Raw genomic sequence first — 24,291 nt, 5'->3', positions numbered from 1 at the left:
GCACAGTACCCACCGATCCTCGGACCGAAGCCGGGGCGCACCACGTCTGTGGTGCAGGTGACTCGATCGTGCTACCGGATCTCGCCGCCCGCGTGCGGGAGGATGACCCGGTGACCGAGGCCCTCTTCATGCCCATGCTGTTCTCCCGGAACGGGCTGGACCCCGTCGCCGAGCTGACGGACCGTCGCGCCGACGAGCCGATCGGCAAGCTGGAACTCCCGTTCGGCATCTCCGCCTGGCTGGTCACCGGCTACGCCGAGGCCAAGGCGGTGCTCGGTAACGCCGATGCGTTCAGCAACGCCTTCGGCAACCTCGGCGCCGACGAGGACCAGGACCCGGGCGGCCTGGGGATGACCGACCCGCCCTACCACACGCGGCTCCGCAAGATGCTGACCCCGGAATTCACCATGCGCCGGTTGCGGCGGCTGGAGCCGCGCATCACCGAGATCGTCGAGTCCCTGCTCGACGACATGCAGGCCCGGTACGACACGCAGGTGGCCGCCGGTGAGCAGCCGACCATCGACATGGTGTCGATGTTCGCCCTGCCCATCCCGTCCCTGGTGATCTGCGAACTGCTGGGCGTGCCCTACGCCGACCGGGACACCTTCCAGGCGTTGTCCACCGCCCGTTTCGACGTCTCCGCCGACACCCTGGGGTCCATCGGCACCTCGCTGGACTACCTGCAGGGGCTGGTCGAGCGGGAACGCCGCAACCCCGGCGAGGGCATGCTCGGCATGTTGATCAGGGAGTACGGCGACCAGATCAGCGACCGGGAGCTGGCCGGTCTGGCCGACGGCATCCTCACCGGTGGCCACGAGACCACCGCCTCCACGCTGTCGCTCGGCGTCCTCGCGCTGCTGCAGAACGCGCAGGGGTACGCGGCGCTGGCCGGCGAGCCCGACGCCGAGACGGTGCACCGCACCGTCGAAGAGCTCCTGCGGTACCTGTCCGTCGTGCAGGTCGCGTTCCCCCGGTTCGCCCGCGAGGACGTCACCGTCGGTGGGGTGACCATCGGCGCGGGGGAGATGGTGCTGTGCTCCTACTCCGCCGTCGACCGCGACCCCGCGCTCGCCGCCGACTCGCCCGGGCCCGGCGTCGACCGTTTCGACCCGTCCCGCCCGGCCACCTCTCACCTGGCCTTCGGCTACGGCATCCACCGCTGCGTGGGCGCCGAACTGGCCCGGATAGAACTGCGCATCGCCTTCCCGGCCCTGGCTCGCCGCTTCCCCGGACTGCGGCTGGCCGGGCCGGCCGACGAGCTCGCCTACCGGGACAACTCGATCGTCTACAGCGTCGAGACGCTGCCCGTCACCTGGTGACCGGGGAATAGCCGGCCCGTCGGGTCGGTTGTCCCGACCGGATCCGCGCACACCTCGATGCCCGATTTCCCCGCGGCGGGAACGGTGCCGACGGCGTGGCGGACGGGACCACCGATCACGACAAACAGGAGGGTGCGCGGCGTGGACACCACCATCTCCAGACGAGTCGCCGGGGAGCGGGAGCGCGACCGGACCCGTCCGCCGGGCGGCTCACCCGCGCATGACCGCCCCGCCGGGCGGGTAACCTGCGGTCGGCGCCCGGCGGTCCGTCCGGCGCCCCCCGCGGCCCGCACTCCCACCGCGACCGGCGGGGGACGTGCGAGCGGGGAGCAGGTGACTCCGGTGGCCGACGTGGCCGGAACGCAGCCCGACGACACGTCGTCCGGCACTCTCGACCAGACCGCCGACGCGCTCGGCGCGCGGTTCACCGAGCAGGCGATGCCGTTCCTCGACCAGCTGTACGCGGCGGCGATGCGGATGACGCGCAACCCCAGTGACGCCGAGGACCTCGTCCAGGAGACGTTCCTGAAGGCGTACGCGGCCTTCGGGTCCTTCAAGCAGGGCACGAATCTGCGGGCTTGGCTGTACCGGATCCTGACGAACACCTACATCAACGGCTACCGCAAGCGGCAGCGACAGCCGCAGGTCACCGGCACCGACGAGATCACCGACTGGCAGCTCGCGGCCGCCGAGTCGCACACCTCGACCGGCCTGCGGTCGGCGGAGATGGACGCGCTGGACCGGCTGCCGGACACCGACGTCAAGGAGGCGCTGCAGGAACTCCCCGAGGAGTTCCGGCTGGCCGTCTACCTGGCCGACGTCGAGGGCTTCGCCTACAAGGAGATCGCCGAGATCATGGGCACCCCCCTGGGCACCGTGATGTCGCGCCTGCACCGTGGCCGCCGCCAGTTGCGGGAGAAGCTGACCGAGTACGCGACCGAACGCGGATTCCTGCGCCCGGCGCGCGAGGAAGCGGTCGCCGCCACCACCGGACGGGAGGGTTCCGATGACGCCCATCGCTGACTCCACCGGTCACGACCCGTGCGGGGCCTCGCAGTTCCCGTCGGGCAGCAAGTGCGACGAGGTGCTGCGCGACGTCTGGCTCTTCCTGGACGACGAGATGGACCCGGAACGCCGGGCCGTCGTCCAGCAGCACCTCGACGATTGTTCGCCGTGTCTGGTCGAGGCCGGACTGGACCTCAAGCTCAAGCGACTGCTGCACCGCACCTGCGGCGGCGACGTCGCACCGGAGGACCTGCGGGTCCGGTTGACCGCGCGCCTGGCCCGGGTGGCCACCGTGTTCGAGGACGGCTCGTCCGTGGTCGTCGAGACCCGGACCACGACGGAGTCCGTCTCGCTGGCCCCGCCGCCCGCGCCGCGGGACTGAGCGGGCCCCACAGAGTCGAAAGGCCGGGTCCGTGGAACGGACCCGGCCTGACAGGACGGTCGCACGGCCGGGACCGGCCGCACCGTTCGGCGTGAAACCCGGCTCAGGCGTTGGGGCGCTTGCCGTGGTTCGCGCCGCCCTTCTTGCGAGACTTCCGCTTGCGTCCGCGCTTGCTCATACCGTGATCCCTTCTGTGCGGTGCTGCCCCGGAACTCGGGGTCCCGGTCGGTCGAGGTGCCCTCGTATGGTCGCCCACCCGATGACGCGACCATCAATCCTCCCATGCCTTCCCGGCGGGGCGAACCACCTCCGGCGGTCGACCGTTCCGTCGCCGGGAGCCGCGGCCAGCCTCGCCACCCGGCGTGCGGACGGTGAGACAATCCGCGGGCCCCTGATCCGCCCGCGCCCCTGCCGGGTCGAAGCGGGGCGCCTGTGCCTGTCCCGTCACTGATGTCGAGGAGCCGAAGATGGCTGAGGAAGTGCGCGCCGAGATGGTGGCCAACGTCTGGAAGGTGTTGGTGAACAAGGGCGACCAGGTCGCCGACGGCGACACCCTGGTGATCCTGGAGTCCATGAAAATGGAGATCCCCGTCCTGGCCGAGGTCGACGGCACCGTCACCAGCGTCGCGGTCGCCGAGGGTGGTGTCGTCCAGGAGGGCGACCTCATCGCCGAGATCTCCTGATCGATGTCGACGCTGTCCGATCTGCTCGCCGAACATTCCGATCTCTCCGGCTCCGCCGTCGTCCATCTCCAGGCCCTGGCCGCGGAATGGCAGCTGATCGCCGACCTGTCCTTCTCCGACCTTTCCCTCTGGCTGCCCACCGGGCCGGTCGACGGCGTGCCCGGCTCGTTCGTCTGCGTCGCCCAGGCCCGGCCGACCACCGGGTCGACGGCGTTCCCCGACGACCGCGTCTCCACCACCATCACCTCGCGGGAGTTCCCGCTGCTGCGGTGGGCGTGGGAGGAGGAGCGGATCGTCGTCGAGCCGCCGCCCGTCGACGCCCCGGCGTCGTTCATCCGCCGTGAGGTCATCCCCGTCCCGCACGGGGGGCGACTGATCGCCCTGCTCGAACGGGACACCAGCAGCCTGGTCGGACGGGAGGCCAGCCAGCTGGAGACGGCGTACGTGGATGCCGCCGACGACCTGTTCCAGATGGTCGCCGACGGCGCCTTCCCGCCGGCCGACAGCCCGGTCGAGGTGCACTCCAGCCCCCGGGCGGGCGACGGGTTCATCCGGCTCGACGCCGACGGCCGGGTGGTCTACGCCAGCCCGAACGCGCTCTCGGCGTACCACCGGCTGACCTTCAACGGCGAGCTGGTGGGGGTGGACCTCGCCCAACTGAGCCGGTCGCTCATCGTCGACCCGTTCGTGGCCGCCGACCTCGCCGCCCACATCGAGGGCGCGGTGGCCGGCAACAGCGGCCTGCGGATGGAGGCCGAGGGCAAGGCCGCGACCGTGCTGTTCCGGGCGCTGCCGTTGCGGCCGCACGACCGGCCGTCCGGCGCCCTGGTCCTGGTCCGCGACGTCACGGACATCCGTCGCCGGGACCGTGCGCTGATCAGCAAGGACGCGACCATCCGGGAGATCCACCACCGGGTGAAGAACAACCTGCAGACCGTCGCCGCCCTGCTGCGCCTGCAGGCCCGCCGCTCGGCCGATCCGTCGGTGCGGCAGGCCCTCAGCGAGTCCGTGCGCCGCGTGGCGTCGATCGCGCTGGTGCACGAGACGCTGTCCACGTCGCCGGACGACCGGGTCGACCTGGACCAGATCGTGGACCGGCTGTCATCGATGATCTCCGACGTCGCCGCGGCCGAGACCTCCGCCCGGGTCCGCCGGATCGGTTCCTTCGGCATCCTCGGCGCCGACCGGGCCACCCCGCTGGTCATGGTGCTCGCCGAGGTCGTCCAGAACGCCCTGCAGCACGCCTTCGTCGCCGACCCCGCAACCGACGACGTGGACGGGGCGGCGGATGCCGCCGCGCCGGCCAGCATGGTCGACACCGGGGCGCCGGAGAACCAGGTGTCCATCGTCGTCGAACGGTCGGCCAAGAACCTGCAGGTGGCGGTCACCGACAACGGCGTGGGGTTGCCGGCGGAGTTCAGCATCGAGAAGGCCCGCGGGCTCGGCCTGCAGATCGTCCGCAGCCTCGTGGCATCGGAACTCCTGGGCACCATCGAGATGGGCCCGGGGGCCGACGGCGGCACCACAGTCACCCTGACGATGCCGTTGCGACGCCGCACCTGACCCTCCGCCGGATGCAGAACGGCCCCGATCGGGAATCCGGTGTCTCTGCGCCGGGTGCAGAACGGCCCCGATCGGGAATCCGGTGTCTCTGCGCCGGGTGCAGAACGGCCCCGATCGGGAATCCGATCGGGGCCGGTGCAACGTCTCCGTCAGGGGGCGGAGGCCGATCGCCGGCCCCCGAGGTGGATCTAGAGGCTGCGGGCGCGGGCGCGGGCGCGACGACGCTTGAGCGAGCGACGCTCGTCCTCACTCATGGCACCCCACACGCCGGCATCCTGGCCGGTCTCCAGCGCCCAACCCAGGCACTCACTGGTCACCGGGCAACGCTGGCAGACCGCCTTCGCTTCGGCGATCTGCAGCAGAGCCGGGCCGGAGTTCCCGACGGGGAAGAACAGCTCCGGGTCTTCATCGCGACAGAGCGCGCGGTGACGCCAGTCCATTGGTGTTACTCCTCAGTTCGCCGGATCGACTACGCCGGCTCGTCACGGTCAGCCTTCGTGTTCACCCGAAGGCCTTGTGAATGGTTTCACATAGCCCCCGACTGTCAAGAGTTTGTTCCCCGGAGGTTACAAAGGTCACCCCTGCACAACCCCCGCATGGCCACGCATGGTGCCTGCTCACCACGATTCAGACACGGAGGGCCACTCGTCGGGGGAGCCCCGGGAGCGGCCCGTCACCGTCGAAAAGGGACGGGCGATCAGCTTTTACAGAACAATTCGTACAGCGCGGGGAATAGCGTCGAAGGTGACCTCCGTACGTTGCCCCAAATGATCGCCGTCAACCTGCAGATCGACGGGGCGATCCGCCGTGACCGTGGCCCCCGCGGTGTCATCGGCCCGAAACACCCGCCGCGACCGGGGGTGCTCCGTCCCTCGCAGCAACTGCAGCGACACCGCCGCCGTCGTGAGCGGACCCAGGCCCGTCACCGCGAAGAGACCGAGACCGCCCTCCGCGGTCGTCTCCGGGTTGGTCCGGATCGGGCGCTGCCCCAGGTAGGTCCACGGGTCCACGTTCGAGGCGAACACCAGGAACGCCCCGTCGACCGGCGGCCGGCCGGGGATCTCCAGGCGCAGCCGCGGGTGGCGCTTGTCCGTCGCCAGGTACTGACGCAGCAGCATGCGCACGTGCAATAGATTCGAGATGCTGCGGCCCTTGCTGCGATGCCGCTCCACCTCGCGCACCGTCTCGGCGTCGAGGCCCAGGCCGGCGTTGAACGTGAAGTACCGGTCGTTGACCCGGCCCAGCCCGACCCGGCGTGACCGGCCCGCCGACAACCCCTCGAGGATCTGCTCGGTGGCCACCGTCGGATCGTTCGACAACCCCAGCGCCCGCGCGAAGACGTTCGTCGACCCGCCCGGCACCACACCCAGCAACGGGATGTCCGGCCGCACACCCCGGTACATCAACCCGTTGACGACCTCGTTGACCGTGCCGTCCCCGCCGTGCACGACCACCAGGTCCACACCGCTGTCCGCGGCCGCGGCGGCCAGATGGGCGGCGTGTCCGCGGCTCGCCGTGTGCGCCACGCGCAGCGACACCACCCCGGCCAGGGCATGGGCGAGCAGATCACGGCGACGCTCGCTGGTCGAGGTCGCGTGCGGATTGACGATCAACAGGGCTCGCATCAATCCCGCACTCTAGCGACCGTGCGGTCGCCAGCACCGTCGTCGTCCGAGGGGCCACCCCGCCGGCTCGTGTCCGTCGCGCGGCGGCGGGGCGTCCGGCCCGTAGCCTGGGCGGCGTGAGTGTGCCCGCCGATCCGCCGCCGATCACGATCCCCCCACCGCCGGCCGTCCGGTGGGCCGGCTGGGGTGTGCTCGCCCAGGCCGTCGGGGTGGTCGTGCTGGCCGTCGTCACCCTGGTCTCCGGGCTGGCGGCCGGACCGGAGGGCGGTTCGCCGGTCGGGCGGACCCTGGCCCAGACCGGCTACTACCTGGTGGTGGCGGTGCTGATGGCGGCGGCGGCCTCCGGGATCCTGCGGGGGCGCCGTTGGGGTCGTACACCCTGCCTGGTGCTCGAGGTGGTGCTGGTCTTCATCGGGGTGTGGCTCATCGCGCCCAGCGGTCAGTACGTCTGGGGTCCGCTCGTGCTGGTCTCCGGGTTGATCATCGCCGGGTTGCTGCTGAGCCCCCCGGCCAACGCCTGGATCAGCCGGTTCCCGCTGCCGTTCGACCCGACGCCGCCGCCCGCAGGGCCGACCCGCTGAGCCGGAAGGTCGTCCACCCGTCCATCGGTTCCGCCCCAAGCGAGCGGTAGAAATCGATCGCCGGGGTGTTCCAGTCCAGCACCGCCCACTCGACGCGGGCGTACCCCCGCTCGACGGCGATGCGGGCCAGCTCCGTCAGCAGGGCCTTGCCCAGCCCCGATCCGCGGGTCCCCGGGCGGACGTACAGATCCTCCAGGTGGATGCCGTGCACGCCCTCCCAGGTCGAGTAGTTGAGGAACCACAGCGCGAACCCCGCCACCGGTGCGCCCGGTCCGGTGCGGGCCACCGTGCCGAACAGCGCCGGGGCGGGACCGAACAGGGCGTCCCGCAGCTGCTCGGCCGTCAGGTGGCAGGAGGACCGCGCCTTCTCGTACTCGGCCAGCTCGTAGACCATCTCGACCACGGCCTCGACGTCATCGGGCTGGATCGCGGAGATCACCGCTCGGTCGGTGGTCGGGGCGGGCGTGCCGCTCATCGGGCGTCGGCCCCTTCCGACCCGGCCGCCTCCGCGGTGTGCGCGAAGCGCGGCGGGCGGAACGGGACGACGTTGGCGTGCTCGATGGCCGGGGCGTCGTGGTACATCCCGAGCACCGTGACGGCGGCCGGGTTCATCAGGAATAAGGCGCCGGCCGAGACCGGCAGGCCCACCCAGCGGGCCGCCAGCACCCGCGAGATGTGACCGTGGCAGAACAGGGCGACGTCACCGTCGACCAGTCGTTCCCGCGCCCGGGCCAGGACCCGGTCGACCCGCACCTCCACCTGCTCGGGCGTCTCGCCACCCGGGGCGCCGTCGGTGAAGATCGACCAGCCGGGGTTGGTCCGGTGAATCTGTGTGCTGGTCAGGCCCTCGTACTCGCCGTAGGACCACTCGGCCAGATCGTCGACGATCTCGTCGACGTGCAGGCCGGCCAGCGAGGCGGTGCGGCGCGCCCGGCGCCGAGGACTGCTCCAGACCGTCTGCGGTTGCAGGTCCAGGCCCCACAGCAGACTGGCCACCGAGACCGCCTGGTGCACGCCCTCGTCGGTCAGGTCGATGTCGGTCGTCGAGGTGTGCTGCCCGGACTTGCTCCACTCGGTCTGACCGTGACGGACGAGGGCGATGCGGGCCGCGGGTGTCGGCGTGGAGGACATGGCGGCATCCTGCCCCGTCACTCGCCGGTTGTCGTGCGGGGGGCGGCCAGGTAGGGCCGGCACGCCTCCCAGGTGGGCAGCAGACCGGAGTCCGCCGCCTCCTGCAGGGTCGGCGCGGAGGTGTCCTTGTCCGACAGCAGGAATTCGGTGCCCAGTTCCGCCCCCGACGGCAGGGGCAGGCCCAGGGCCGGGTCCAGTGGGTTGATGCCGTGTTCGCGGCCGGGGGAGTACCCGGTGGAGCACAGGTAGGTCAGCGTGGTGTCGTCCTCCAGGGCCAGGAACGCGTGGCCGAGGCCCTCGGCCAGGTACACGGCCCGGCGGTGCTCGGAGTCCAGCCGGACGGCGTCGACGGCGCCGAACGTCGGGGACCCGACCCGGATGTCGACGATGAAGTCGATCGCCGCGCCCCGTGGGCACGTCACGTACTTGGCCTGCCCCGGCGGGACGTCGGCGAAGTGCACGCCGCGCAGCGTCCCGGCCCGCGACACCGACAGGTTGGCCTGCTGCAGGTCCAGCGGCCGGCCGACCGCCTCCGACAGTTTGTCGACCTTGAACCATTCCAGGAACAGGCCGCGGGAATCCCCGTGCTGGACGGGGGTGAACTCGAAGGCGCCGGGAACGGCGAGGGCTCGGACCTGCACGGATGCGAAGTCTACGGTCCCGGGCTTGACCAGCCCTGGACCGACGGGCACGGTCACCGGAATGGGAACCGCCGCCGCGAACGATCCGGGCCTGCTGTCGCCGGAGCAGGTGCGGCAGTTCCTGGCCCGTCACCCGGCGTGGACCCTCGATGCGGACGGCCGGACGATCCGGCGGACGGTGACCGCCCCCGACTTCCCGGCCGCCATCGCGGCCGTCTCCGCGGTCGCCATCCGGGCGGAGGCCGCCGATCACCATCCCGACATCGACATCCGCTGGCGCACGCTGCGGTTCGCGCTGAGCACCCACTCGGCCGGCGGGTTGACCGACCGGGACGTGACCCTGGCCACCACCATCGACGGGCTGCTGGCGGCCGGATTCCAGACCCCGGGGTCCTGACCTGGGGCGGTCGGCGCCCCGGACCGGCCCGGGCCGGTTGGGGGACCGCCCCCGGAGCGCCGGTCCCGGACCTCCCCGCGCCGGTGCGGCACAATGATCGCCGGTCACCGGCCAGACCAGCGGTGACCCGTCCGTACCTCCGACGTCAGTGCCTCGACGGAGCCCCACCGGGTTGCCCGCCGGACCAGTACGTCGACCGTCCGCCGCCCGCACCCCGGCGCCGGACCGGGGTTCGCCGGCCCGGCCGCTGTCGGCGGTCCGTCCCGGCCGGCGCGTCCGACCGATCCGAAGGCAACACCATGCCCGCCCCCGCTTCCGCCCGTGCCTCCCTTGAGCCCACCCACCCCTACCTTGAGCCCACCCACCCCTCCCTAGAGCCCTCCCTGACCCCCCGACGGCCCGACGCCGTCCCGTCGATCGCCGAGGAAACCGTGCCCGGAGTCCATTCCGCCGACCATTCCGCCGATCACCGGGCCGCCCGGGCCATCACCGAGGACGAGGTGCGCTCGGCCCACCTGGGCGGCAAGCTCACCGTCGGTCTGCGCGCCCCGCTGCGCAACAAGCGGGACCTGTCCCTGCTGTACACGCCGGGCGTCGCCGCCATCTCCAGCCTGATCGCCGAGGAGCCGGCCGCGGCCCGTGACTACACCTGGGCCGGTCGGGTGGTCGCCGTCGTCTCCGACGGCACGGCCGTGCTGGGCCTGGGCGACATCGGACCCAAGGCCGCCCTGCCCGTCATGGAGGGCAAGTCGGCGCTGATGAAGTCGTTCGCCGGGCTGGACTCGGTGCCGATCGTCCTGGACACCACCGACGTCGACGCCATCGTCGCCACCGTCACCGCGATGGCCCCCTCGTTCGGGGCGATCAACCTTGAAGACATCTCCGCCCCACGGTGTTTCGAGGTGGAACGGCGGCTCACCGAGGCGTTGGACATCCCCGTCATGCACGACGACCAGCACGGGACGGCGGTCGTCGTGCTCGCCGCGCTGATGAACGCCGCCTCGGTCGTCGGCCGGGTCATGGTCGACCTGAAGGTCACCGTGATGGGCGCCGGTGCGGCTGGGATCGCCTGCGCGAAGATCCTGCACGCTGCCGGGGTGCGGGACATCGTCGTCGTCGACTCCCGCGGAGTGCTGCACTCCGACCGGGCCGACCTGGTGGCCGATCCGGACAGCGAGAAGGCCCGGCTCGCCGCCTGGTCGAACCCGCGGGGGATCACCGGCACGCTGGCCGAGGCCCTGGCGGGGGCCGACGTGTTCCTGGGCGTCTCCGGTGGTTCCGTCGACCCGGCCCTGGTCGAGCGGATGGCCCCGCAGCCCATCGTCTTCGCGCTCGCCAACCCCACCCCGGAGATCGACCCGGCGGAGGCCACCCGGCACGGCGCGGCGGTGGTGGCCACCGGCCGCAGCGACCATCCGAACCAGATCAACAACGTGCTCGCGTTCCCCGGCATCTTCCTCGGCGCCCTGGACAGTGGGGCCCAGCGCATCACCGAGGGCATGAAGGTGGCCGCGGCCGGAGCGATCTGCGCCGCCGTCTCCGGGCGGGCCAGCCGGCACCGCATCGTCCCCGACCCGTTCACCCCCGGGCTGGCCGACCTGGTCGCCGAGGCCGTCGCGGTGGCCGCCCGGGCCGAGGGAGTGCCCGGAACCCGCTGACCAGCTGGCGCCCGGGCGCCTACACTGGTCGCCCGTCCGCACCGCAGGCCGTCCCCTCGGAGCCGCCGATGTCCGCCGCCCGCGCCCGTTTCCTGTCCACCTGGTCGGGGCCGGCCGGGATCGGACGCGACCACCGCTCCGGCGGGTACCACCGCCACGGGTTCGACGACGCCGACCTGTCGCTGCGCGAGTGGTTCGTCGAACAGGCCGAACGCCGGGGCCTGGCCACGGAGACCGACCGCAGCGGCAACCTCTGGGCCTGGTGGGGGGATCCCGAACCCGGTGCGGTGGCCGTCGGATCGCACCTGGACACGGTCCCGGGCGGCGGCGCCTTCGACGGGGCCCTGGGCGTCGTCGGTGGTCTGCTGGCCGTGGACGGGTTGCGGGAACGCGGGGTACGGCCGAGCCGGTCGTTGGCGGTGGTCTGCTTCACCGAGACCGAGGGGGGCCGGTTCGGCGTGCCCGGTCTCGGGTCCCGCCTGCTGACCGGGTCCCTCGACCCGGACGCCGCCCGCCGCCTTCACGACGATCACGGCTGCTCGCTGGCCGAGGCCGTCCGGCGGGCCGGCGTCGACCCCACCCATCTCGGTCCGGATCCCGTGCGCATCGCCACCCTCGGGGCGTTCGTCGAGCTGCACCTGGAACAGGGCCGCGAGATGACCACCCGGCACCCGGGAGCGCTGGTCGCCGTCGGCGCCGAGATCGCCGCCCGCGGCCGGTGGTCCGTCCTCGTCACCGGGCGCACCGATCACGCCGCCGCGACGGCGTCCAGGGATCGGCGCGACCCGATGATCCCGGCCGCCGCGGCCGTCCTCGCCGCCCGGGAGGCGACGGACGCCGACCACTCCGTCCGGGCCACCGTCGCCCGGCTGCGCGCCGAACCCGACGACCCGGCCGTGATCGCCGGCGCCGTCCGACTGGTCCTGGACGTGACCTCGCCGTCGGCCCGCCGGACCGCCGTCGTCGTCGACCGCATCCTCGCCCCGGTCCGCGAGCGGGCCACCGCGGAGGGGTGCACCGTCGTGGTCCGCCGGGAGAGCCTCCAGGACAACGCGCTGCTCGACACCGGCCTGGGGTTGCAGCTCTCGGCCGCTCTCGACGCGCCGGTCCTGCCGTCGGCGGTCGGCCACGACGCCGGCGTGCTGGCCCCCTCGGTGCCCAGCGCGATGGTCTTCGTCCGCAATCCCAGCGGCATCTCGCACGCACCCGAGGAGTACCTCGACCCCGACGACTGCGTGGCCGCCGTGGATCGGCTCACCGACGCGCTGCAGACGCTCGTCTGAGCGGGAACCCCCGGGCCCGGGCGGTGTGGCGGGGCCCTTGGCCGGGTACGGCAGCTGCGTCGCCCGGAGGACCCTCCCGCCGGGTTGGAGAGGGGGACCCGTGACACACGCGGGAGCATCCGGTTCCGGTCAGGCCGTCCTGGTCACCGGCATCGGCGACCTGGTGACCAACGACGCCGGAGACGGTTCCACCCGGCCCGGCGAGCTCGGACGCCGAGGGGGCGACGGGCCGGTCGCGCTGGTCGTCGAGGACGGTGTCGTGGCCTGGATCGGGGCCGCCGGTGACGCCCCCGCCGCCGATCTGCGCCTGGACGTCGAGGGTCGCGCCGTCCTCCCGGGCTGGGTTGACAGCCACACCCACGCCGTGCACGCCGGTGACCGGGCCGCGGAGTTCGCTGTCCGCCTCGGCGGTCGCTCCGACCGGCTGGCGCCGAGTGTCGACGAGACCGCCACCGACGGCCGGGCCGAGCAGGTGGGGATCGGGGCGACGGTCTCCGCCACCCGGGCGACGGCCGATGCCGACCTCGTCGCGCTGGCGCGGGCGCGCCGGCTCGAGATGCTGCGGGGCGGGACGACCTGCGCCGAGACCAAGACCGGTTACGGGCTGACCACCCGGGACGAGACGCGGTCGGCGACCGCCGCGGCCGCCGCCGGGTTCGAGGAGATCAGCTTCCTCGGCGCCCACGTGGTCCCCGTCGAGTTCCACGACCCGGACACCTACCTCGACCTGGTGTGCGGACCGATGCTGGACGTGGTCGCCCCGTCCGTCCGGTGGATCGACGTCTGTTGTGACGAGGACGGTTTCGACGAGGCGCAGACCCGCCGGGTGCTGGCTGCCGGGCAGCGGGTCGGTCTGGGCCTGCGGGTGCACGGCCAGCAGCACGCTCTCGGGGCAGCGGTGCGGATCGCCGTCGAGACCGGTGCCGCCGCGGTCGATCACTGCACCTTCCTGTCCGAGCGGGACGTGGCCGATCTCGCCTCCTCGGTGCACCGGTCCGACGGCGCCCCCGGCACCGTGGCGACCCTGCTGCCGCTGTCCAATCTCGCGACGCGGCGCCCGCCGCCCCCGGGCCGCGCGCTGGCCGACGCCGGTGCCACGCTCGCCCTGGCCTCGGACGGGAATGCGGGGTCCGTCGGGTCGTTCGCGATGAACCTGGTCGTCGCCCTCGGGGTGAGCTGGTGCGGGCTGACGCCGGAGGAGGCCATCTGGGCGGCCACCGCGGGCGGGGCGCAGGCTCTGCGACGGTCGGACGTCGGTCGTCTGACGGTCGGTTCCCGGGCCGACCTGCACGTGCTGGACGCGCCCTTCGTCGAGCACCTGGTGTTCCGTCCCGGCGCTCCGCTGACCTGGGCGGTGCTGCAGGACGGCGTGATCCGCTACGGCCCGCCGAACCTCGAGTCCATCTGACCGGGGCGCCGACCGGGCCTTCTACTGTGCTCGGCATGGTGGACGAGCGCAGGACAGTCGGATCCGGTGGTCCCTGGGAGGCCGCGGTCGGGTACTCGCGGGCGGTCCGGGTCGGTGATCACGTCTGGGTCGCCGGGACGACGGCGGCGCTACCGGACGGCGGCGTCGTCGCTCCGGGCGATCCCGCCGGTCAGACCCGGGAGGCGATCGGGCGGATCGCCGCGGCGCTGGACCAGGTCGGCGCGGGCCTGGCCGATGTGGTGCGCACCCGGATGTTCGTCACCGACATCGCGCGCTGGGAGGAGGTCGGCCGGGCGCACGGCGAGTTCTTCGCCGCGGTTCGTCCGGTCGCCACGATGGTGCAGGTCGCGGCGTTGATCGACCCGGCTCTGCTGGTCGAGATCGAGGCCGACGCGGTCATCAACGGACGCTGAACGGCGGAACCCCCGGAACGCGCGAAGGGCGGGCACCGTCGCCGGCGCCCGCCCTTCGCGGGTGGATCAGGCCTGGAACGCGGCGGCGATCACCGCAGCCTGCTCGACCTCGTGCACCCGGGCCGAACCGGCCGACGGGGCGGCCATGGCGCGACGGGAGATCCGCTTGATCCCGGCGAGCTGCGGCAGCATCTCCGGCAGCGCCAGGGCCAGGAACGGCCACGAACCCTGGTTGGCCGGCTCCTCCTGCACCCACCGCACGTCGGTGACCCCCGAGTAGGCCTCCAGGTAGTGCGCCAGCTTGCGGCGGGGCACCGGGTAGATCTGCTCGATCCGCAGGATCGCCGTGTCGGTGATGTCGTGCGTCCGCCGGTAGTTCTCCAGCTCGTAGTAGAGCTTGCCGCTGGTCAGCAGGACCCGCTTCACCTCGGACGGGTCCAGGGCGGTGTCCGGGATGACCGACTCGAACTTGCCCTCGGTGAAGTCCTCCACCGACGACACCGCGGCCTTGTTGCGCAGCATCGACTTCGGGGTGAAGACGACCATCGGCCGGTGGACACCGTCGAGCACGTGGCGCCGCAGCAGGTGGAAGTAATTGGCCGGGGTGGACGGCACGGCCACCGTCATCGAGCCCTCGGCGCACAGCTGCAGGAAGCGCTCGATCCGGCCGGAGGTGTGGTCCGGGCCCTGGCCCTCGTGACCGTGCGGCAGCAGCAGCACGACACCCGACTGCTGGCCCCACTTGGCCTCACCGGACGAGAGGTACTCGTCGATGACCGACTGGGCACCGTTGACGAAGTCCCCGAACTGCGCTTCCCACAGCACGAGCGCCTCGCGGTTGGCCACCGAGTAGCCGTACTCGAAGCCGACCGCCGCGTACTCGCTCAGCGCCGAGTCGTAGATCATGACCCGGCCCTGGTCGTCCGAGAGGTGTTGCAGCGGCAGGTATTCCGCGCCGGTCTTGCGATCGATGAGCGCGGAGTGCCGCTGCACGAAGGTGCCGCGCCGGGAGTCCTGCCCGGACAGCCGGACCAGCCGCCCCTCCATGGCCAGCGAACCGAAGGCCAGCAGCTCGCCGAACGCCCAGTCGACCCCGCCCTGACGGGCCATCTCGACCCGGCGTTCGAGCACCGTCTTGACGCGCGGGTGCGGGGTGAAGCCCTCCGGGTAGTCCAGCGCTACGTCCGCGATGCGCTCCAGCGTCGCCTTCGACACCTTGGTCTCCACCCGCGGCGGGATGGCCTGCTCGGACTCCACCGACGGCGACGGTGCCGCCGCCGCCTTCTCCAGTTCGCGGACCTCGTTGAAGACCCGCTCCAGCTGGGTGTGGTAGTCCCGCAACGCCTCCTCGGCGTCCTCGGGCGTGATGTCGCCGCGCCCGATGAGCGCCTCGGTGTAGAGACGCCGGACCGACCGCTTGCCGTCGATGATCTGGTACATCAGCGGGTTGGTCATCGAGGGGTCGTCGCCCTCGTTGTGACCGCGCCGGCGGTAGCAGATCATGTCGATGACGACGTCCCGGCCGAACGCCTGCCGGTAGTCGACGGCCAGCTTGGCCACCCACACGGCGGCTTCGGGGTCGTCACCGTTCACGTGGAAGATCGGCGCCTGGATCATCTTGGCCACGTCGGTGGCGTACTCACTGGACCGCGACTGCTCGGGCGCGGTGGTGAACCCGACCTGGTTGTTGATGATCACGTGCACGGTGCCGCCGGTGCGGTACCCGCGCAGCAGCGACAGGTTCAGCGTCTCGGCGACCACGCCCTGCCCGGCGAACGCGGCGTCACCGTGGATGGCCAGCGGCATCACGGTGTAGCCCTCTTCGCCGAGGTTGATCAGGTCCTGCTTGGCCCGCGCGACACCCTCCAACACCGGGTCGACGACCTCCAGGTGCGACGGGTTGGCCGTCAGGGTCACCTCGACCTGGCCCTCGCCGAACGGGCGGATGTACTTGCCCTCGGCGCCCAGGTGGTACTTGACGTCACCGGAACCGTGGGCCTGCCCCGGGTCCATGTTGCCCTCGAACTCGCGGAAGATCTGCGAGTACGGCTTGCCGACGATGTTGGCCAGCACGTTCAGCCGGCCACGGTGGGCCATCCCGATGACGACCTCGTCCATGCCGCACTCGGCCGCGCGGTTGAGCGCCGCGTCGAGCAGCGCGATGACCGTCTCGCCGCCCTCCAGCGAGAACCGCTTCTGGCCGATGTACTTGGTCTGCAGGAACGTCTCGAACGCTTCGGCGCTGTTCAGCCGGCCGAGGATGTACTTCTGCTCCTCGACGGCGGGCTTGTCGTGCTTGACCTCGACGCGCTGCTGGATCCAGCGCCGCTGGGCCGGATCCATGATGTGCATGTACTCGACACCGACGGTGCGGCAGTAGGAGTCGCGCAGCACGCCGAGGACGTCACGCAGCTTCATGTACTGCCGGCCGTTGAAGCCACCCACCGGGAACTCGCGCTCCAGGTCCCACAGGGTCAGGCCGTGCGAGAGCACGTCCAGGTCGGGGTGCTTGCGCTGGCGGTAGTTCAGCGGGTCGGTGTCGGCCATCAGGTGACCGCGGGTGCGGTACGCGTCGATGATCTCCAGCACCCGGGCGGTGCGGTCGACCGCGGCGCCGTAGCGGCCGGAGTCCAGGTCCTGGACCCAGCGGACGGGCTCGTAGGGTATCCGCAGCGAGGCGAAGATGTCGTCGTAGAAGCCGTCCTCGCCGATCAGCAGCTGGTGGATGCGCTTGAGGAACTCGCCCGACTCGGCGCCCTGGATGACCCGGTGGTCGTAGGTGGAGGTCAGCGTGACGATCTTGGAGATGCCCAGGTCGACCAGCGTCTGCTCGGAGGCGCCCTGGAACTCGGCCGGGTACTCCAGCGCCCCGACGCCGACGATGGCCGACTGGCCGGCCATCAGCCGCGGCACCGACAGGTTGGTGCCGATGCCACCCGGGTTGGTCAGCGAGATGGTGGTGCCGGCGTAGTCCTCGGCGGTCAACTGACCGGCGCGGGCCTTGCGCACCAGCTGCTCGTAGCCGTTCCAGAACTGGGTGAACGTCATCGACTCCGCGTTGCGGATGGGGACGACGACGAGGTTGCGCGTACCGCCCTTGCCGGGCAGGTCGATGGCCAGGCCGAGGTTGACGTGGGCCGGGGTGATCAGCTGCGGCTTGCCGTCGACCTCGCCGTAGTGGCGGTTCATGTTCGGCAGGTCGCGGACCGCCCGGATGATCGCGTACCCGATGACGTGGGTGAACGAGATCTTCCCGCCGCGGTTCCGCTTGAGGAAGTTGTTGATGACGATGCGGTTGTCGGCCATCAACTTCGCCGGCACGGCCCGGACCGAGGTGGCGGTCGGTACTTCCAGCGAGGTGTTCATGTTCCGGACGACCGCGGCGGCGGCGCCGCGCAGCGGGGTGGCGGTCTCGCCGGTGCCCTCGGCCGCCTTCGCGGCGGTGGCGGCGGTCGCGGCGGAGGCGGCGACCATGTCGTTCGGCGTGGCGGTGGCCGAACGGCGACGGGCCGCGGGCGGGGCGTCGGCGAGTTCCTTGCCGCCGGCCTTCGGAGTCTGGGTGTTGGCCAGGGCCGGGCGGGACCGGGCCGCGCCGTTGGCGGCGCTGCCGTTGCTGGCGGCGGGCGGGGAGTCGGCGGGCCGGGCCTCCGGGGAGGGGGGAGCGGCCGCGGGCTTGCCAGCGCTCCGGACGGGCGGCGGGGGCGGCGGCGGGGTCGACGGGCGGGGGGCAGCGGGGGCGGTGGCCCCGTTGCCGGAGGCACCGTTCGTCGGGGCGGACGTGGCCTTGGCCGCCTGTGCGGCGGCGCCCCCGGAGTTGGCGGAAAAGAATTCGCGCCAGATCGGATCGACGCTGTCCGGGTCGGCGAGGTACTGCTGGTACTTCTCCTCGACGAACCAGTCGTTGGGTCCGAACTCTGGCGCGGTCGTTGACGACACTACGTTTCTCCGCCCGTTCTGAGGCTAGGTGTGTGGTCGATGTGAGTTAGAGGGTGTATGCATTCAGGCTATCGCTCGGCGTCGTCCCGTGGCTGCCGGAGACCGGGGGCGTCACGGGGCTGAACCGATCGAGGTGATGGACGCCTCGCCGGCGCTCCGGTTGGTTACTGGGCCGACCGAGTTGGTCCCGTCGGTGGGGGATGGTCCTCCGCTGGCCGCCGTGAGCTCGGCGTACAGCCGGTGGTAGGCCCCGCCGGTGCCCAGCAGCTCGTCGTGGCGCCCGACCTCGGCCACCCGCCCGTGTTCCATGACCACGATCTGGTCGGCCCGCGCCGCCGTCGTCAACCGGTGGGCGACGACCACGGTCGTCCGCCCCCGGGCCAGCCGTTCGGTCGCGGTCAGGACCGCTGCCTCGGCGGCCGGATCGAGGGCGGCGGTGGCCTCGTCGAGCAGCAGGATGTCCGGGTCGACCAGCTCGGCCCGGGCCAGGGACAGCAGCTGCCGTTGCCCGGCCGAGAGGTTGCGGCCGCGTTCGTCGACGGGATGGCGGAAGCCACCGGGGAGGCGGCCGATCGCCCCGATCGCTCCGACGGCGCGGGCCGCCGCCTCCACCTGGGCGTCGGTGGCGTCCGGACGTCCGTAGGCGATGTTGTCGCGCACGGTGCCGCTGAACAGGTGCGGTTCCTGCGGCACCACCCCGAGCCGGCGGCGGTAGGACGGCAGGTCGAAGGTGCGGATGTCACGGCCGTCGACCTGGATGGCCCCGCCGGTGACGTCGTAGTAGCGGGCGATCAGCTTGACGAGCGTGGACTTCCCGGCGCCGGTCGAGCCGACCACGGCGACCGTGCTGCCGGACCGCAGGTCGAGGGTGACCCCGTCCAGGGCCGCGGCCGACCGCTGCCCGCCGTCCACCGGCCGACCGGACGCCGCGGTGCCGACCGGCCCGGCGCCGTAGTGGAACGTCACGTCCTGGGCCCGGACGTCGCCGTCCGCCCGGGTCACCGCGATGGGGTTCGGATGCGGCGGGGTGGTGGTCGGGGTGTCGAGCAGCTCGCCGATCCGGCGCAGACCGACCTGGGCCTGCTGGTAGGAGTCGAAGATCTGCGACAGCTGCTGGATGGGTGTGAAGAAGGAGTCGAGGTAGAGCACGAACGCGATGAGTGTCCCGACCGAGAGGGTCCCGGCCACCACCCAGACCGTGCCCATACCGAGGACGGCCGCGGCAGACAGCTGGGAGAGCAGCGCGACCAGCGGAAAGTAGAGCGAGATCGCCGTCTGGGCGCGCATCCGTGACCGCCGGTAGGCCTCGGACCTCGCCGCGAACGTGTCCGCGTTGGTCCGCTCCCGGCCCATGGCCTGCGCCACCCGGAGCCCGGCCACGTTCTCCTGCAGGTCCGCGTTAACCACGCTGACCTTGTCGCGGGCGTCGTTGTAGGCGCGGGCGGAGTACCGGCGGAAGACGATGGTGGAGACGAGCACCACGGGCAGCACGCTGAACGCGATCAGCGCGAGACCCGCGTTCATCACCAGCAGGACGACGGCGATCCCGACGAACGTGGCGAGTGAGACGACCGCGGTGACCAGCCCGGTCTGCAGGAACGTCGACAGGGCGTCGACGTCGGTCGTCATGCGGGTCAGGATGCGGCCGCCCATCTCGCGCTCGTAGTAGTCGAGCCCGAGCCGCTGCAGGTGGACGAACTCGCGCCGCCGGAGCCGGTAGAGGACGTTCTCCCCGGCCCGGCCGGCGGCGATGTACTGCCAGCGCTGGATCAGGTAGGTCGCCCCGACGACGACGAGACTCACCCCGGTGGCGCCGAGGATGACCCCGAGGGAACCGGCCGACACGCCGTGGTCGACGCCGTAGCGGACCAGGGCGGGCAGGGCGAGCCCGGCCAGGGCGTCCAGCGCGACGAGCAGCAGGGCCAGGGCCAGCAGCCAGCGGACCGGCCGCAGGGTGCGCCACAACGAGAACGGCGGGGTCGGGGTGCCGGGCTCGACCGGTGCGGACTCGTCGCCGGGGTCGTCGGTGGGCCCGCTGAGGGCCAGCGGTTCGTCGCGGGCAGCAGGAAGCGCGTCGACCCGGGCGAGCAGCTCCGGGGTGGCCGGTCCGGAGCCGAGGAACCCGCCCATGCCACCGCCGCCCCGCGGGCCGATGCGCTCGGCCGCGGCGCGGACGGCCCGTCCGGGCGCCGGGGCGTCGGTCGGGTCGGGCCAGAGCTCGGGGGTGAGACCGGTCGGATCCGATCCGGCGTCGGCGGGTTCCGCCGGCACCGGATCGGGGGCGGTCGTCGGGGCCGGCGCCGGTCCCGACGGCTCGGCCGGGGCCAGGGCGCCGCCCAGCAGGTCGCGGTAGGCCTGACATCGGGTGAGTAGTTCGTCGTGTGGGCCCATGTCGACGACCCGGCCGCGGTCCATCACCGCGACCACGTCGGCGAGCAGCAGGGTCGACCGGCGGTGGGCGATGAGCAGGGTCGTGCGATCCGCCGTCAGCCGGCCCAGGGTGGCCAGGATGGCGGCCTCGGTCACCGGGTCCACCGCGCTCGTCGCGTCGTCCAGGACGAGCACCCGCGGGTCGGTGATCATGGCCCGGGCCAGCGCCAGGCGCTGGCGTTGGCCGCCCGAGAGGGTCAGACCGCGTTCGCCGATCACGGTGTCGTACCCCTGGGGGAGGGCCTCGATGAAGTCCGCCGCCTCGGCGGCCCGGGCGGCGGCCCGGACCTGCTCGCGGTCGGCGTCGGGACGGCCGTACGCGATGTTCGCCGCGATCGTGTCGGAGAACAGGAACGCCTCCTCGAACACCACCCCGACGTTGCCCCGCAGCTCCTGCAGGCCCACCGCGCGGACGTCCCGCCCCCCGACGGCGACCGTGCCGCGTTGCGGGTCGTAGAACCGGGGGAGCAGCAGCGACAGGGTCGACTTCCCGGACCCGGACGACCCGACGACGGCGACCGTGCGGCCGGCGGGCACGTGCAGCTCGAAGGAGTCCAGGACCGGCTGGTCGGGCGCGTAGCCGAAGCGGACGCCGGTGAACGCGACGTCCAGTGGCCCGTCCGGCAACGGCTGCGGATCCTCCGGGTCGGTGATCACCGGCAGTGTGTCGATGATCTCCAGCACCCGCTCCACCGAGGCGCGGGCCTGCTGGGCGGTGACGAGCAGCAGGGTCAGCATCCGGGTCGGGGCGACCAGCTGGGCGAGGTAGAGGGTGAAGGCCAGGAAGGTCCCGAGGGTGATGGTGCCGTTGAGGGCCAGATACCCGCCGATCCCGAGGACGGCGACCTGGCCCAGCGCGGTCAGGCCCTGCAGTGCCGGGGTGATCGACCCGGTCAGCCGGACGGCCCGCATGCGGTCGGCGAACAGCCGGCGCGCGCCGGCGTCCAGTCGGCCGACCTCCCGCTCCTCCTGCCCGAAGCCCTTGACCACCCGGACCCCGGTGACGTTCTCCTCGACGATCCCCGCCACCTCGGCGGCCGACTGCTGGGCCGACCAGGTCGCCGGGAACAGGACGGTGCGGGTGGCCCGGCTCACCACGACCACCGCCGGCACCACGATCAGCGCGGTCAGGGTGAGCAGCGGCGAGAGCGTGAGCATGATCGCTAGCGAGGCGACGAACAGCACCACCTGGCCGGCCGACAACGGCACCATCGCCAGCAGCGACTGCACCATCTGCAGGTCCGACGAGGCGCGGGACACGACCTGACCGGTCTGCAGCCGGTCCTGGCCCGCGCCGTCCAGTCGTTGCAGGGCGGAGAAGACGTCCTGCCGCATGTCGTGCTGGACGTCCAGGGACAGTCGACCGCCGGCCCACCGGCGCAGGAACGAGGAACCGAACTGGACGACCGCGAGGCCCACCAGGCCGGCGACCACCCAGCCCAGGCCGGCGGTGGACCCCGCGGTGGCGTCGTCGATCGCCACCTGGGTCAGCAACGGCACGAGCGCGCCGAGACCGACCCCGACGACCGCGGACAGCGCCGCGAGCAGCGTGATGGTGCGGTGCCGCCAGCAGTAGGACCAGATACGGCGGATCCATCGGCTGCCCTGGTCGGGCGGTGCCGTCGGTGACCCGGGTGACGTCGGCGAAGGAGTGGAGGGCGAAACGGACGGGGACTGCGCGGCGGGCGCATCCGAGCCGGAGGGAGCGGCGGACACGGTCGTCACGGTAACCGCGGCCACCGACAGGCCGACGCGACTCGGCCCCGATCCGGTGGGGGCGCATGAGAGTGTGACCGCGTGCAAGACGGTGGGACGGTGATCGATCCGGGGGGATCGGCCGGCGACGGATCCGGTGCGGACGACGATCGGACCGGCCCGATCGGTCCGGCCGCGCCCGACGCTGACCTCCGGCCGTGGTGGCGGCGCCCGCGGATCTGGTTCCGGGTGCTGCGTGACCTCGTCTCCCTCGGCGCCGCGGCCGCTCTCCTCATCTGGGGCCTGCCCCGGGTGGCCGGTGTCGGGTGGGCGGAGATCGTCGCCCCGCTCGGCCGGTTGTCCGGCATCGAGGTGGCCGGCCTGGCCGCCCTGCAGCTGAGCGCGTTGATCGCCTTCACCTTCACCATCACCGGCGCCCTCCCGGGGATCACCCACCGTCAGGCGTTGACGGTGAACCTCGCCGGGTCGCTGGTCGCCAACACGCTGCCGTTCGGTGGGGCGCTCGGGGTCGGCGTGACGTACGCCTTCTGCCGGTCCTGGGGGTTCTCGCGGTCGGCCATCGGGGTGTCGGTGGTGTTGGGCGGCGTCTTCGCCAGCGCCGGGAAGATCGTCGTCCCGCTGCTGGGCCTGGCCGCCCTCGTGCTGCAGGGCGGAACCCTCAGCGACACCCTGCGGGACGCGGCGATCGCCGGGGTGCTGACCCTGTCGGCCGTGCTGGTGCTGTTCGTGGTGGTCCTGATCAGCCCGACGGCCGCACGACGGATCACCGGTGGTGCGCAGCGGGCCACCCAGGCGGTGCTGCGGGCGGTGGGCCGGCCCCGCCGGCTGGCCTGGCAGGACGGCGTCGAACAGCTGCGTCGGCAGACGCGGGACGTCCTGACGGCCGGCTGGCTGCCGATGAGCCTGGGCACCGCCGGCTACTTCGCCGTCTACTTCGGCCTGTTCTGCTGGTGCCTGGCCACGGTGGGAGTCTCGGCCGGGGTGGGCTCGTTGCTCGCCGCGTTCGCGCTCGGCCGGTTGCTGACGTCGGTGGCCGTCACCCCGGGCGGGTTGGGCGTCGTCGAGGCCGGAACAGTGGCGCTGCTGGTCGCGATGGGCGCGGACCCGGCCGCCACGGCGGGTGGGGTCCTGCTGTTCACGATCTTCACGCACGTCCTGGAGATCCCGTTCGGGGTCATCGCCTGGCTGGTCTGGTTGTCCGGACGCCAGGGCCGCACGGTTCAGAGCGTGGCGAACACGTCCCGGTAACGGTCCCGGGGGTCCCGGGGCGGCAGTCCGGGCTGCCGGTACCACTCCCGGCCGAACGCCCAGCCGAACAGCGGCGACGGGATCCGGCGGAACACCCCGAGCGTGCGGATGCCGCCCGTCGCCTGGCTGGCGTGGGCGGCCATCGCGGCCCGCCGGGCGCGGGCCTGCCCGCGCACGTCGATGACGTGGGTGATGTCGGTGGTCGCGCTGTAGGCCGACTGCCAGGGACCCAGGTCCACCCGGTGGCGGCGGGGCAGCAGCCGGTTGACGCGCGTCGCGGCGGCCAGCAGCCGGTCGCGCGGAGCGGTGGCCTCCAGCAGCACCGGGGTGCGTGCCGCCAGCTGGGCGGCCCGGGCGCCGATCCGGTGGATGGCGACGTGGTCGGGGTGTCCGTACCCGCCGGCCGCGTCGTAGCTGGTCAGCAGGGCGGCGTCCTCGGCGTCCAGCACGGCGGCGACCCGGACGGCGACGTCGTCGACGGCGGCGTCGGCCAGGCGGGGGAGGTGCCCGGGCGGTGGGACCGGGCCGGGTTCGGGCCCCAGCCCCGAATCGGCGTACCCGAGGACCTCGGTCCGGGCGACGCCCAGTGCGGCGGCCGAGGCGGCCAGTTCGGCGGTGCGTCGGGCCCCCAGGTCCGTGGCCTGCAGGGCGGCGTCGGCCAGGCCGGCCTCGCCGGCGGTGGCCACCAGGAGAACGACGCGGTGCCCCCGCGCGGCGAGCGTGGCCATGGTGCCCGCGGTCAGCAGCGCCTCGTCGTCGGGGTGGGCGTGCAGGAAGACGGCGGTGGGCAGCGACGGGTCGGGATCGGGCGGCGATGTGGGGCGACGACGGAGTGAAGGCAGCGGCACGGG

The 24,291-nt window shown here is 72.6% G+C and carries 20 protein-coding genes and 1 pseudogene; 12 read left to right on the top strand and 9 right to left on the bottom strand.

The window, feature by feature from the left end:
- Nucleotides 1-128: 128 nt before the first annotated feature.
- The 3 genes from FDO65_RS07905 to rsrA all read left to right on the top strand — a co-directional run bounded on the left by FDO65_RS07905 (nt 129) and on the right by rsrA (nt 2,706).
- Entirely contained in the window at nt 129-1,319 is a 1,191-nt protein-coding gene (locus FDO65_RS07905) for a cytochrome P450 (protein WP_137449622.1), read from the top strand.
- A gap of 351 nt (nt 1,320-1,670) precedes the next feature.
- On the top strand, nt 1,671-2,342 hold the full coding sequence (locus FDO65_RS07900; RefSeq protein ID WP_240757487.1) for a sigma-70 family RNA polymerase sigma factor: 672 nt from the start codon (nt 1,671-1,673) through the stop codon (nt 2,340-2,342).
- Nucleotides 2,326-2,706 carry a mycothiol system anti-sigma-R factor gene (rsrA, locus tag FDO65_RS07895; protein ID WP_137448791.1) on the top strand — a complete coding sequence of 127 codons (381 nt, stop codon included), beginning with the start codon at nt 2,326-2,328 and terminating at the stop codon, nt 2,704-2,706. Before FDO65_RS07900 ends, rsrA begins: the two co-directional genes overlap by 17 nt.
- A 103-nt stretch (nt 2,707-2,809) precedes the next feature.
- Here the strand turns inward: rsrA and FDO65_RS23295 are convergent, their stop codons facing one another.
- A complete protein-coding gene (locus tag FDO65_RS23295; protein WP_420814074.1) occupies nt 2,810-2,884 on the bottom strand; it encodes a 50S ribosomal protein bL37 in 75 nt (24 codons plus the stop codon).
- 283 nt (nt 2,885-3,167) lie between these two features.
- On the opposite strand from FDO65_RS23295, the pseudogene FDO65_RS07890 reads away from it, so the two are divergent.
- Nucleotides 3,168-3,389: pseudogene (locus tag FDO65_RS07890) on the top strand (biotin/lipoyl-binding carrier protein); the annotation flags it as partial.
- 3 nt (nt 3,390-3,392) lie between these two features.
- Nucleotides 3,393-4,952 (top strand): sensor histidine kinase, encoded by a 1,560-nt coding sequence (locus FDO65_RS07885; protein WP_137448789.1) that lies wholly within the window; start codon nt 3,393-3,395, stop codon nt 4,950-4,952.
- 188 nt (nt 4,953-5,140) lie between these two features.
- Here FDO65_RS07885 and FDO65_RS07880 read toward each other — a convergent pair whose 3' ends face one another.
- On the bottom strand, nt 5,141-5,392 hold the full coding sequence (locus FDO65_RS07880; RefSeq protein WP_137448788.1) for a WhiB family transcriptional regulator: 252 nt from the start codon (nt 5,390-5,392) through the stop codon (nt 5,141-5,143).
- A gap of 264 nt (nt 5,393-5,656) precedes the next feature.
- Nucleotides 5,657-6,577 (bottom strand): diacylglycerol/lipid kinase family protein, encoded by a 921-nt coding sequence (locus FDO65_RS07875; protein ID WP_137448787.1) that lies wholly within the window; start codon nt 6,575-6,577, stop codon nt 5,657-5,659.
- 116 nt (nt 6,578-6,693) lie between these two features.
- On the opposite strand from FDO65_RS07875, the gene FDO65_RS07870 reads away from it, so the two are divergent.
- A complete protein-coding gene (locus tag FDO65_RS07870) occupies nt 6,694-7,158 on the top strand; it encodes a hypothetical protein (RefSeq protein ID WP_137448786.1) in 465 nt (154 codons plus the stop codon).
- Here the strand turns inward: FDO65_RS07870 and FDO65_RS07865 are convergent.
- Genes FDO65_RS07865 through FDO65_RS07855 form a run of 3 tightly spaced genes read right to left on the bottom strand, consistent with a single transcriptional unit; the run spans nt 7,100 to nt 8,930 of the window.
- Nucleotides 7,100-7,633, bottom strand: a complete 534-nt coding sequence (locus tag FDO65_RS07865) for a GNAT family N-acetyltransferase (RefSeq protein WP_137448785.1) — start codon at nt 7,631-7,633, stop codon at nt 7,100-7,102. The genes FDO65_RS07870 and FDO65_RS07865 overlap by 59 nt on opposite strands.
- The gene (locus tag FDO65_RS07860; RefSeq protein ID WP_137448784.1) at nt 7,630-8,289 is read right to left on the bottom strand and encodes a histidine phosphatase family protein; all 660 of its coding nucleotides are present in this window, start codon (nt 8,287-8,289) and stop codon (nt 7,630-7,632) included. The genes FDO65_RS07865 and FDO65_RS07860 overlap by 4 nt, the downstream gene beginning before the upstream one ends.
- Before the next feature lie 17 nt (nt 8,290-8,306).
- The gene (locus tag FDO65_RS07855; protein ID WP_137448783.1) at nt 8,307-8,930 is read right to left on the bottom strand and encodes a dTDP-4-dehydrorhamnose 3,5-epimerase family protein; all 624 of its coding nucleotides are present in this window, start codon (nt 8,928-8,930) and stop codon (nt 8,307-8,309) included.
- Between the two features lie 61 nt (nt 8,931-8,991).
- Here FDO65_RS07855 and FDO65_RS07850 point away from each other — a divergent pair, with 61 nt between their 5' ends.
- The 5 genes from FDO65_RS07850 to FDO65_RS07830 all read left to right on the top strand — a co-directional run bounded on the left by FDO65_RS07850 (nt 8,992) and on the right by FDO65_RS07830 (nt 14,110).
- Nucleotides 8,992-9,327 carry a 4a-hydroxytetrahydrobiopterin dehydratase gene (locus FDO65_RS07850; RefSeq protein ID WP_137448782.1) on the top strand — a complete coding sequence of 112 codons (336 nt, stop codon included), beginning with the start codon at nt 8,992-8,994 and terminating at the stop codon, nt 9,325-9,327.
- Nucleotides 9,328-9,758: 431 nt separating this feature from the next.
- Nucleotides 9,759-10,985 carry an NAD(P)-dependent malic enzyme gene (locus tag FDO65_RS07845; protein WP_240757486.1) on the top strand — a complete coding sequence of 409 codons (1,227 nt, stop codon included), beginning with the start codon at nt 9,759-9,761 and terminating at the stop codon, nt 10,983-10,985.
- A gap of 68 nt (nt 10,986-11,053) precedes the next feature.
- Nucleotides 11,054-12,268 (top strand): allantoate amidohydrolase, encoded by a 1,215-nt coding sequence (locus FDO65_RS07840; protein WP_137448780.1) that lies wholly within the window; start codon nt 11,054-11,056, stop codon nt 12,266-12,268.
- A gap of 100 nt (nt 12,269-12,368) precedes the next feature.
- A complete protein-coding gene (locus tag FDO65_RS07835) occupies nt 12,369-13,676 on the top strand; it encodes an amidohydrolase family protein (protein WP_137448779.1) in 1,308 nt (435 codons plus the stop codon).
- 35 nt (nt 13,677-13,711) lie between these two features.
- Complete coding sequence (locus FDO65_RS07830; RefSeq protein ID WP_166442087.1) at nt 13,712-14,110, top strand: RidA family protein; 399 nt, start codon at nt 13,712-13,714, stop codon at nt 14,108-14,110.
- Nucleotides 14,111-14,176: 66 nt separating this feature from the next.
- On the opposite strand, the gene FDO65_RS07825 is transcribed toward FDO65_RS07830, so the two are convergent.
- The gene (locus FDO65_RS07825) at nt 14,177-18,046 is read right to left on the bottom strand and encodes a multifunctional oxoglutarate decarboxylase/oxoglutarate dehydrogenase thiamine pyrophosphate-binding subunit/dihydrolipoyllysine-residue succinyltransferase subunit (RefSeq protein ID WP_137448778.1); all 3,870 of its coding nucleotides are present in this window, start codon (nt 18,044-18,046) and stop codon (nt 14,177-14,179) included.
- A 111-nt stretch (nt 18,047-18,157) separates the two neighbouring features.
- Nucleotides 18,158-22,069: an ABC transporter transmembrane domain-containing protein gene (locus FDO65_RS07820; protein ID WP_420847530.1), complete on the bottom strand. Its 3,912-nt coding sequence runs from the start codon at nt 22,067-22,069 to the stop codon at nt 18,158-18,160.
- A gap of 222 nt (nt 22,070-22,291) precedes the next feature.
- On the opposite strand from FDO65_RS07820, the gene FDO65_RS07815 reads away from it, so the two are divergent.
- A complete protein-coding gene (locus FDO65_RS07815; RefSeq protein ID WP_166442086.1) occupies nt 22,292-23,440 on the top strand; it encodes a lysylphosphatidylglycerol synthase transmembrane domain-containing protein in 1,149 nt (382 codons plus the stop codon).
- On the opposite strand, the gene FDO65_RS07810 is transcribed toward FDO65_RS07815, so the two are convergent.
- Complete coding sequence (locus FDO65_RS07810; RefSeq protein WP_205849841.1) at nt 23,413-24,288, bottom strand: PIG-L deacetylase family protein; 876 nt, start codon at nt 24,286-24,288, stop codon at nt 23,413-23,415. The two genes, FDO65_RS07815 and FDO65_RS07810, sit on opposite strands and share 28 nt — an antisense overlap.
- Nucleotides 24,289-24,291 lie beyond the last annotated feature (3 nt).

Source organism: Nakamurella flava (genome assembly GCF_005298075.1).
Lineage (GTDB): Bacteria > Actinomycetota > Actinomycetes > Mycobacteriales > Nakamurellaceae > Nakamurella > Nakamurella flava.
Note: the sequence above shows the minus strand (reverse complement) of the source record. Positions and strands in the feature narration are given on the sequence as shown.

Excerpts from the sequence above, each read along its gene's own strand:
- FDO65_RS07905 (WP_137449622.1), top strand. The coding sequence starts at position 129 with ATGCCCATGCTGTTCTCCCGGAACGGGCTGGACCCCGTCGCCGAGCTG.
- rsrA (WP_137448791.1), top strand. The coding sequence starts at position 2,326 with ATGACGCCCATCGCTGACTCCACCGGTCACGACCCGTGCGGGGCCTCG.
- FDO65_RS07885 (WP_137448789.1), top strand. The coding sequence starts at position 3,393 with ATGTCGACGCTGTCCGATCTGCTCGCCGAACATTCCGATCTCTCCGGC.
- FDO65_RS07880 (WP_137448788.1), bottom strand. The coding sequence starts at position 5,392 with ATGGACTGGCGTCACCGCGCGCTCTGTCGCGATGAAGACCCGGAGCTG.
- FDO65_RS07875 (WP_137448787.1), bottom strand. The coding sequence starts at position 6,577 with ATGCGAGCCCTGTTGATCGTCAATCCGCACGCGACCTCGACCAGCGAG.
- FDO65_RS07865 (WP_137448785.1), bottom strand. The coding sequence starts at position 7,633 with ATGAGCGGCACGCCCGCCCCGACCACCGACCGAGCGGTGATCTCCGCG.
- FDO65_RS07860 (WP_137448784.1), bottom strand. The coding sequence starts at position 8,289 with ATGTCCTCCACGCCGACACCCGCGGCCCGCATCGCCCTCGTCCGTCAC.
- FDO65_RS07850 (WP_137448782.1), top strand. The coding sequence starts at position 8,992 with ATGGGAACCGCCGCCGCGAACGATCCGGGCCTGCTGTCGCCGGAGCAG.
- FDO65_RS07840 (WP_137448780.1), top strand. The coding sequence starts at position 11,054 with ATGTCCGCCGCCCGCGCCCGTTTCCTGTCCACCTGGTCGGGGCCGGCC.
- FDO65_RS07830 (WP_166442087.1), top strand. The coding sequence starts at position 13,712 with ATGGTGGACGAGCGCAGGACAGTCGGATCCGGTGGTCCCTGGGAGGCC.